At 58.6% G+C, this 6,740-nt stretch carries 6 protein-coding genes and 1 pseudogene; 2 read left to right on the top strand and 5 right to left on the bottom strand.

Features of this window, described 5'->3' with window-relative positions; all coding sequences use genetic code 11:
- From BIS10_RS16405 to hemA, 5 genes and pseudogenes are all read right to left on the bottom strand, one after another.
- Window positions 1–105: pseudogene (locus tag BIS10_RS16405) on the bottom strand (molybdopterin-synthase adenylyltransferase MoeB); the annotation flags it as partial.
- A gap of 4 nt (window positions 106–109) precedes the next feature.
- On the bottom strand, window positions 110–610 hold the full coding sequence (locus BIS10_RS16410; protein WP_044628221.1) for an Lrp/AsnC ligand binding domain-containing protein: 501 nt from the start codon (window positions 608–610) through the stop codon (window positions 110–112).
- Between the two features lie 30 nt (window positions 611–640).
- Complete coding sequence (gene prmC / locus BIS10_RS16415; protein ID WP_253506820.1) at window positions 641–1,519, bottom strand: peptide chain release factor N(5)-glutamine methyltransferase; 879 nt, start codon at window positions 1,517–1,519, stop codon at window positions 641–643.
- Window positions 1,519–2,607 carry a peptide chain release factor 1 gene (gene prfA / locus BIS10_RS16420; protein WP_253506823.1) on the bottom strand — a complete coding sequence of 363 codons (1,089 nt, stop codon included), beginning with the start codon at window positions 2,605–2,607 and terminating at the stop codon, window positions 1,519–1,521. The genes prmC and prfA overlap by 1 nt, the downstream gene beginning before the upstream one ends.
- Window positions 2,604–3,914: a glutamyl-tRNA reductase gene (gene hemA / locus BIS10_RS16425; protein ID WP_083024633.1), complete on the bottom strand. Its 1,311-nt coding sequence runs from the start codon at window positions 3,912–3,914 to the stop codon at window positions 2,604–2,606. The genes prfA and hemA overlap by 4 nt, the downstream gene beginning before the upstream one ends.
- Before the next feature lie 228 nt (window positions 3,915–4,142).
- On the opposite strand from hemA, the gene BIS10_RS16430 reads away from it, so the two are divergent.
- Both BIS10_RS16430 and lolB read left to right on the top strand, forming a co-directional pair.
- Complete coding sequence (locus BIS10_RS16430) at window positions 4,143–5,936, top strand: tetratricopeptide repeat protein (protein ID WP_253506826.1); 1,794 nt, start codon at window positions 4,143–4,145, stop codon at window positions 5,934–5,936.
- 63 nt (window positions 5,937–5,999) lie between these two features.
- Window positions 6,000–6,656, top strand: coding sequence for a lipoprotein insertase outer membrane protein LolB (gene lolB, locus BIS10_RS16435; protein ID WP_083024635.1), 657 nt, complete (start codon window positions 6,000–6,002; stop codon window positions 6,654–6,656).
- Window positions 6,657–6,740: the final 84 nt, after the last annotated feature.

Below are 6,740 nucleotides of genomic sequence, written 5' to 3' on the forward strand. Positions count from 1 at the left end.
GATAATCAGCGCATGGGCAGCACGCAAGCGCTCCTGCCCTTCAATGTCCACCTCAGGCAGCATGATTTGGCGGCTATAGCGCAGCAGCGCCTGATCGTCCATCATCGCGTTACTTATCCTCAAATTCCTCAAAGTCGGGGATGTGCAGGCTGAAGCTCTCCTTCACCTCCTCCATCACCACGTAGCTTTTCGACTCTTTCACGCCCGGCAATGTCAGCACCACATCGCCCAATAGCTGCCGATACGCGGCCATCTCAGGAATGCGGCACTTCAAGATGTAGTCGAACTGGCCGGAGACCAGATGGCACTCCTGAATCTGAGGCAGCTTCTCCACCGCACGGCGGAACTCGTCAAACACAGCAGGCGACTGGGTTTCCAGGCTAATTTCAACAAACACCAGCAAATTCGCCTTAAGCGCTCTGGGGTCAAGAATGGCCTGGTAGCCACGGATAATGCCCGCGCGCTCCAAGCGCTTCACACGCTCTAGGCAAGGGGTTGTGGATAAACCAACTTCAGAGGCAAGGTCTACATAGGAAATGCGTGCGTTCTCTTGCAGGCAGCGCAAAATTTTCAGGTCGATACGGTCCAGCGTTCTATTTTTTGGTTTCATGGCAGGATCCAATACTGATGAATCAGGCAGTTATTCGAGGTGCCCCAGGGTAACCCGTTCATGGCCGCCCATGTCTTGTACGCTTTCAACGCTTTGATAGCCCGCTAGCTTTAGCGCCTCGCGCACGCTAGGAGCCTGCCGATAACCGTGCTCCAGCGCCAGCCAGCCACCGGGCGAGAGAAACGCCTGAGCGGTGGTAATCAAATGCAGCAGGTCAGCCATGCCGTCGGCATCGGCCACTAGCGCCGAGCGTGGCTCAAAGCGTACATCGCCTTGGCCTAAATGCGGGTCATCAGCGGCAATATAGGGCGGATTACTAACAATAATCTCAAACGTTGAACCAGGCGAAGGCGAACCAGATGAGGACGCACTAGGAGGCGAAAGCCTCAAAGCGCTGAACCAATCGCTGACCAGGAACGTGGCGTTAGTGATCTTAAGCGTGCGAGCATTGTGAGCCGCCAGCGCCACCGCCTCTGGGCGAACATCCACCCCGACCACCTGCCAATCCGGCCGTTCACTGGCAAAGGCCAGCGCGATAGCCCCGGTGCCCGTACCCAGGTCAAGCAGCCTGCCGGGTGGCGTGCCTGCACGCGCTAAAGCGGCCTCTACTAGGGTTTCGGTATCGGGCCGCGGAATCAGCGTGGTAGGCGAGGTAGCCAGCGGCAGCCCCCAAAACTCACGCTCTCCGGTTAAATAGGCCACCGGCTGGCCATGGGCGCGGGCGGCAATTAGCGCGTCAAAGCGGGCATGCTCCCAGGTGGGGCATTCGCTATCGCCCCAGGTATAGAGCCATGTGCGGCTGCGGCCAGTAGCGAACTCCATCAGTACCTCAGCATCTATGCGAGGCGACGGCGAACCTGCCAGCTGCAGCCGCTGGGCGGCGCTCTTCAGAAGGGCGTCGAACGTCATTAAGCGTCCTGCAGCGCCGAGAGCTGTTCCGCTTGGTACTCGTGAATCAGCGGTTCGATCACGTCGTCCAACTGCTCGCCGCTCACTACTTCGGTCAGCTTGTAGAGCGTCAGGTTAATGCGGTGATCGGTAATGCGCCCCTGAGGGAAGTTGTAAGTGCGGATACGCTCACTGCGGTCACCAGAGCCTACCAACGAGCGGCGGGCATCGGCCTGCTCCTGGCGCTGAGAATCCACCGCGTTACGCTTGAGCTTGGCGGCCAGCAGCGACATCGCTTTGGCGCGGTTCTTATGCTGGCTACGCTCTTCCTGACACTCCACTACCACGCCGGTAGGCAGGTGGGTAATCCGAATCGCGGAATCGGTGGTGTTAACGTGCTGACCACCGGCACCGCTGGAGCGGTAGGTATCAACCCGCAAATCCGCAGGGTTAATATCAATATCTCCCACTTCATCCACTTCAGGCATCACCGCAACGGTGCAGGCGGAAGTATGGATTCGGCCCTGGGATTCGGTCGCCGGTACGCGCTGTACCCGATGAGCGCCAGACTCGAACTTGAGGCGGGCATAGACGCCGTCGCCCTTCACTCGGGAAATGACTTCTTTATAACCGCCCTGCTCGCCGTGGCTAGCGCTAACAATTTCTACGCGCCAGCCGCGCTTTTCCGCATAGCGGGAGTACATGCGGAAGAGATCACCCGCAAAGATGGCCGCTTCATCACCACCCGTGCCCGCGCGCACTTCCAAAAAGACACCGCGACCGTCGTCCGGGTCTTTCGGAATCAGCAGGCGTTTCAGCTCAACGTCGAGAGTCTCCAACTGCTCGCGACCATCGAGAATTTCCATCTCCGCCAGCTCGCGCATCTCCGGGTCACTGTCGCGGCTTAGCTGCTCGGCTTCGGCAATGCTGTTTTCCACCTCAAGGTAGCGCTTCCAAGCGGCGACCAGCTCTTCGAGTTCGGCGTACTCGCGAGAGTAGTCGCGAAAGCGCTGCTGATTGTTGATCACCTCAGGATCGGACAGCAGCATGGCCAGCTCTTCAAACCGGTCGGAGAAGCTGTCTAAACGTTGGCGCAAAGTCTCTTTCATGCGGGCGTATCATCCTTCTGGCGTTTTGCCGGGGGCGCAGGCTGCTCAAAGGCGGGCTTCGGCGGTAGCAGCAGGCGCGGCGCGGCGCTAAGCAAATCGTGGTTTTCCTGAGAGGCCGCTTCGCGAATGGTGAGCGTTGGCTGATGCATTAGGCGGCTGGCCAGCTGATGCGCTAGGCGCTCAACCACTTTGGCCGGGTCTTCGCCTTTTGCCAAACGCTCAAGCGCCTGATCCCGCGCCTGGTCGCGCAGCGCCTCACCGTGGCGGCGATAGTCACGAATCACCTCACCGCCATTACGAATACGCCGCTCATGCTGCCAGCTACCCACGCCGTGCTCAATGAGCGACTCGGCCTGGTCGGCCGCCACTTGACGGTGGCGACGATTCTCTTCGATCACCTCTTCCAGGTCATCGACGGTATACAGGAACACATCCGCCAGCTCACCCACTTCTGGCTCGATGTCCCGCGGTACGGCGATATCGACCATAAACACGGGACGATGGCGACGCTTCTTCAGCGCCCGTTCGACCATCCCTTTGCCCAATATAGGCAGCGGCGATGCGGTAGAGGAGATAACGATATCGGCATGCTCTAAGGCATCAGGAATCTCCGGCAGCGTAATCGCCGTACCGCCCAGCGACGATGAAACCTGCTCGGCCCGCTCCCGGGTACGGTTCGCCACGGTGAGCTGACGGACACCAGCTTCATGCAGATGGCGGGCCACTAGCTCGATGGTCTCACCGGCCCCAATCAGTAACGCGTTGGCGCGGCTGAAATCATCGAAAATGCGGCTGGCCATGCTGACGGCAGCATAGGCAACAGAAACCGGATTTTTACCGATGCCAGTTTCGGTGCGTACCTGCTTGGCCACGGCGAAGGTGTGCTGAAAAAGACGCTCCAGCTCGCCACCCAGGCCCTTGGCCTGACGCGCTTGCTGATAAGCATCTTTTAACTGGCCTAGTATTTGCGGCTCACCCAACACCATGGAGTCCAGCCCCACAGCCACGCGCATCAAATGACGAGCAGCGTCGTTGTCGTGGTAGTGGTAGGCGCAGCGGGAGAGCTCTTCAACGCGTAAATTATGAAAACGACCCAGCCAGTCCAGCACAGTCTGCTCACCGGCGGTATCCGTCACACAGTAGAGTTCCGTGCGATTACACGTCGAAAGCACCGCCGCTTCGCTAATGTGTGGCAGGCTACGCAGTTCAGCCAACGCGCTTTCCAGCTGCGTCGGCGTAAAGGCCACCTGCTCACGCACAGCCACGGTGGCAGTACGATGATTGATTCCCAGGGCAAGAAGCGTCATGGGTTATGCGTCTTCGCTAGTGGATCGGTCGTCACGTCACTGTCGGTCATGGTTTCTTGGCTTGTTGATACAAGTCTAAGAGAGCAGCTCATCAAGTGAATTGCGCTGGCTCGGCTCTTTTTCAAGGTGGAACATTCTATCACAGCCGAGCATCTTCTGGCGCACACCACTTTGCCGCAGGCAGCCAAGCCGCTATGCTGAACACTCGGCCACTTGATCGAGATACGCATGCCCCATCGCGCAACACTACTGGGTATTCCCCGTTCGTTTTCGGGTTTTCCACTTTTGCCCTTGGCCGCCACGCTGATACTGAGCGGCTGCCAGCTGTCACCCTCTCTTTTTGACGGTGAAACCAACGCTCATGTTGAAGACCCAATGGTGAAGGCACCGCCTATTACCAGCGGGCTAGATGCCGCTGGGTTACGCACCCTGCTAACCGCAGAGCTGGCCGGACAACGCGGCGATTACCGCTATGCGGGCCAGGGATATCTTGAGGCCGCCCAGCGCTACACGTCACCAGGGCTGGCCGAACGGGCCACGTTCGCCGCGCGCTTTGGTAATGATGCCGCACTAATGGAAGCCGCCGCGCTGCGCTGGCGTGAATTAGACCCTCGGGCAGAAACACCCAACCGCCTGCTTGCCTCACTATCACTCCAACGGGGTGACTGGCTGGATAGCTTAGAGCAGCGGCTAGCCATTGCTGAATCAGGCGGCAATGGTGAAATTGCCCCCTTCGCTGAAATCGCCGTCGCCGAAGAGGCACCGCTTAACCTGCTAGCACAGCAGCTACGCAGCTATCTTTCACGGCCGGAGGTTTCCCAGCGCGAGTTTCACAGCGATGTGCTGCTGGGTACCGCTCTGATCGAAGCCGCCCTGGGAGAAACGCAAACCGCCCAGCGCTATTTAGATGAAGTAGAACAGCAAGAGCCAGAGTCCGCCGCCCTGTGGCTAGCTAAAGCACGCCTTGCGCTGGAAACTGGCGACCACCGCGGCGCACAGCAGGCGGCCCAGCAAGGCCTTAGCCTAGCGCCTGACGACGTGCGCTTTATCTTAATGCTGGCCCAAGCAGAAATACGCCTCAACAACATTACCGCCGCCGAAGTGCAAACCAATGCCCTATTAGAGAGCCACGGCGGCAACCAGGATTTACGCATTGCCTTGGCGCAGCTCTATTTAGAAGAAGGGCACAGCGAGCCTGCCTATCGGCTGCTACAGCCGCTCATTGGTCAAGAGAACATACCCAACATTGCCTACTTCTTATTAGGTGCTATTGCCCAATCCCAAGGAGAGGTCGATAACGCCCTCCTCTACTACCGCCAAGTGTATGAAGGTGATGAATTTTTAGCCGCCAGGTCGGCGGCGGCTCGCATGCTCATTGAGGATGATCGTTTACTCGACGCCCGCGCTTTTCTACGCATTGAGCGCATGCGCCACGACGCCTATTTCGGTGACCTCGTAAGGTTAGAAGTGCAACTGCTGGACGAGTTGTCGCTTCAAGAAGATGCCACCGCCCTGCTGGATCGGGAAATTACCCGCACCCCAGATGACACTAGCCTGCTGTACCTTCGCGCCATGCGCGCCTGGGAGATGGGCGACTTAACAGGCATGGAGCGGGACTTACGGCAAATCTTACGCACCGAGCCCAACAATGCTGACGCGCTAAATGCCCTAGGTTACACGCTCGCTGACCTTAACTTACCCGGAAGACTGGAAGAAGCTCGTGAGCTTATTGAGCGTGCCTACGAAGCGGACCCAGATAACCCGGCGGTATTAGACAGCATGGGCTGGGTGTATTTCCGCCTCGGCAAACCCGACGATGCGCTGGCATGGCTAGAAAGCGCCTACGCGCAGATGCCCGACCAAGAAATTGCCGCGCACTTAGCCGAGGTGCTTCATTCACTAGGACGCAGTGACGAAGCGCGCCAGCTGATTGCACGCATTCTGCAAAGAGCCACCTACCATCCTCAAATTGATGATTTACTTGAGCGTTACCCTGAACTTACACCACCCAGCGCGCCCTAAGGCTTACTTCTTTACCGTTGCTAGTTTTTACCCTTAATAGACAGCACTGACATGGAGCCAGTTATGTTGACCTCTTGTTTGAACAGCGCGCCAGTGAGCACCTCTTCCGCATCACTCTATCGTTCTGCCCGCCTATGGGTGGCCGCCCTGGCGGTGGCTGCCCTTGCCGGGTGCGCCAGCCAAGCGCCGATGGATGAAGGCGGCCGCCAAGCCGGCCAGTGGGAGCGCCAACAGGCAGATGTGGAAGCGTTCGAGAGCTGGACCCTGGTCGGCAAAGCGGGCCTACGCACTCCAGAAGAGAACACCAGCGCCAACCTGGACTGGAACCAAACCCCCTACTACTTCCGCATGCTGATTAGCGGCCCCTTTGGCGGTGGTCGCAGCGTACTGGAAGGCCGCGAGGGTCGCTTCTCACTGACCACCAGTGAAGGCCGTTTTGAAGCAGAAACCCCGGAAGCCTTAATGGAAGAGCAGCTTGGCTGGTCGTTGCCAGTGCGCGCCATGCCTGACTGGGTGCGCGGCCTGCCCGGCGACCACGCCAGCTACCAGCTCGAAACTGACGAACTCGGCTTCCCGAGCCACCTCCAACAAGATGGCTGGGAAATTGATTATCGCGACTGGGAGCAGGCTGAAGGCATGTGGCTACCGCGCCGCTTGGTCATGAACTACGGCGATGTACGCATTACCCTGGTAGTTAATCAGTGGCAGGCCTCCGAATAGAGCGCTCGGGCTGGCAAGCGCCAGCCCTCTTTCATACGTTTACATACGTTTAGCCAGTAGAGAGACGGCATGCCCGCAACACCC

This window comes from Halomonas sp. 707B3 (assembly GCF_024158645.1).
Taxonomy (GTDB): Bacteria; Pseudomonadota; Gammaproteobacteria; order Pseudomonadales; family Halomonadaceae; genus Vreelandella; species Vreelandella lionensis.

Coding starts and splice junctions, on each gene's coding strand:
- BIS10_RS16410 (WP_044628221.1), bottom strand. CDS start 610: ATGAAACCAAAAAATAGAACGCTGGACCGTATCGACCTGAAAATTTTG.
- prmC (WP_253506820.1), bottom strand. CDS start 1,519: ATGACGTTCGACGCCCTTCTGAAGAGCGCCGCCCAGCGGCTGCAGCTG.
- hemA (WP_083024633.1), bottom strand. CDS start 3,914: ATGACGCTTCTTGCCCTGGGAATCAATCATCGTACTGCCACCGTGGCT.
- prfA (WP_253506823.1), bottom strand. CDS start 2,607: ATGAAAGAGACTTTGCGCCAACGTTTAGACAGCTTCTCCGACCGGTTT.
- BIS10_RS16430 (WP_253506826.1), top strand. CDS start 4,143: ATGCCCCATCGCGCAACACTACTGGGTATTCCCCGTTCGTTTTCGGGT.
- lolB (WP_083024635.1), top strand. CDS start 6,000: ATGTTGACCTCTTGTTTGAACAGCGCGCCAGTGAGCACCTCTTCCGCA.